This window comes from Moorena sp. SIO4A1, from assembly GCF_010672065.1.
Lineage (GTDB): Bacteria > Cyanobacteriota > Cyanobacteriia > Cyanobacteriales > Coleofasciculaceae > Moorena.
Map to the genome: position 1 here is coordinate 1 of NZ_JAAHHX010000470.1, position 1,824 is coordinate 1,824.

Here is a 1,824-nt window from a genome sequence, read left to right on the forward strand (position 1 = left end):
TCCATCAATAGCGTAAGTCCCACCAGCCACAAAGTCCACCGCCCGTTGTGCTTGGTCTGGATCCATGATGGTCAGGTTTAAAACCACCGACTTCCGTTCCCGCAGTGCCTGAATCACTTGGGGCATTTCTTCAAACGAACGAGGTTCAATCACTGCCACCTCAGAAAGGCCATTGACTGCTCCAGGCATGCCAATCACATTATTGATGGGAGATGGCCCTACCCCTGCTTCTGAGACCGTTGTCCGCTCCCGAGAACGGCGTCTGGTCGGACGTTCCTCCTCTGGTGGCGGTTGAACCGGTTGCTCTTGTGGGTAGGGAGTTGGGTAGGCATCCCCCTCAATGTCTTCATATTCGTATTCGTATTCCACTGGCTCATTCAGACCGACGAAATCGCGCAGTTTATTAAAAATACCGCTCATAGTCAACTCTCCATCACAACTTTAGTGTAAGCTTCTGCAAAGCCGATAATCGACCTTCTCTAGGGCAGCAGTCTTTAGTAGATGCTTAGACTAGAACTTAAACAGTCTAACTTACCCCTGAGCTTACTTAATAATTTTCACCCTTGAGAACACCACAAGGTTATCAATATAAAAGATAGATCTGCCTTCTGATCGGGGTGTAGTTCTCGAAAAAAGCAACTTTCAGAAGGCTATGCCATTATATATAAGAGGGCAATATTGATGATGGATGTGGTTGGGTATATACTACCCCATTACTTCCTCATCCGATAATCTCATTTCAGCAGACGCTCACAATGGTCGTTGGGACTTACTTTTGGCGGTAAGACCAACCCATTCAACAACCTTCGATTTGGTTGTGGGTACTTCAAATTTAGCTTCCAGCAAAAGAAGCCCCAGGTCGTAACCACTTTTGGAGGCAATCCCGCAGATGGCGCAGCATCAGCCCCTCCCCTAGCTTCTAGGGACCTAGTTTTAGTAACTGCTTTCAGCGGTAAATTGGGTGGGATTTGTTGGCGAATCTTGGTAATGGGTTCTGTAATTAAACCAATCATGGGAAGGTTTCCTTATGGAACTTATTGGAAGGTTTGCTGATAGATAACTCTAAGCTGCTCATAATCAGCCGATGAACCACTGCGCCTAAGTAAGCGCAGGCGATTTTCTACCAACAGCCGAGCCTCAGAACGACTGATTGGCTCAAAGGCAATGCCATTGGTAGTACTTTTCACCAAAAAGAAAAGTCTCTGGGCATAGATCGTAGTGAACAACTCTTGTTGTGGTTCAACAATGCAAACTCGAAACAGTAGACCAAAATTGGGGTGATTGAGGTAGTTTTCAGAACTCATCAAAATCCATATTAGGCGGGACTTGAGCACCGAACGATCTTAGGTTAGGTCAAATAAGTCATTGCCATGGCTTACTTTCCCTTAGTAAGGTTAGTGGTATTATGCCAGGGGTTTGGTTGGTTAGTGAATTCAGGTAAGACTAGGAGTCAGCAAGACCCTAACAATTCCTAAAGACCAAAACCGAAGTTATAGAGATAATAGCTTGAGCGCGTGGATTTGAGTTTGCTAGGTAGAAAATTAGGGCTAGTGGTGATTTTGTTTCTGACGGCATTAGACTTCTAAGATAATGGCCATCTGATATAACTTACCAAGTCTACCCAAATCTGCTATAACAAAATCTCTCCTACCTTGGTTGAACTCCTCAATACCGATACCAACCGATTTGAGATAGACTGAGGATTGAGAAGACGCTCATAGGGAAAGAGGATGGGGAAGGAAAAAATACACTAATCGTTTTGGCTATAGTTTTAGCTGTGAATTCGTGAAACTTTAATAAAGATTGCTCAAAACTCTACATGTT

At 44.4% G+C, this 1,824-nt stretch carries 3 protein-coding genes; all 3 read right to left on the reverse strand.

Features of this window, described 5'->3' with window-relative positions; translation table 11 throughout:
- A partial coding sequence (gene sepF / locus F6K53_RS39580; protein WP_293085472.1) for a cell division protein SepF occupies nt 1-420 on the reverse strand: 420 nt, incomplete at its 3' end.
- A 314-nt stretch (nt 421-734) separates the two neighbouring features.
- Nucleotides 735-1,013: a hypothetical protein gene (locus tag F6K53_RS39585; protein ID WP_293085475.1), complete on the reverse strand. Its 279-nt coding sequence runs from the start codon at nt 1,011-1,013 to the stop codon at nt 735-737.
- 21 nt (nt 1,014-1,034) lie between these two features.
- Entirely contained in the window at nt 1,035-1,304 is a 270-nt protein-coding gene (gene pipX, locus F6K53_RS39590; RefSeq protein WP_293052678.1) for a transcriptional coactivator PipX, read from the reverse strand.
- Nucleotides 1,305-1,824: the final 520 nt, after the last annotated feature.

Bases quoted from the DNA above. Each gene is read 5' to 3' on its own strand.
- F6K53_RS39585 (WP_293085475.1), bottom strand. From the start codon at position 1,013: ATGATTGGTTTAATTACAGAACCCATTACCAAGATTCGCCAACAAATC.
- pipX (WP_293052678.1), bottom strand. From the start codon at position 1,304: ATGAGTTCTGAAAACTACCTCAATCACCCCAATTTTGGTCTACTGTTT.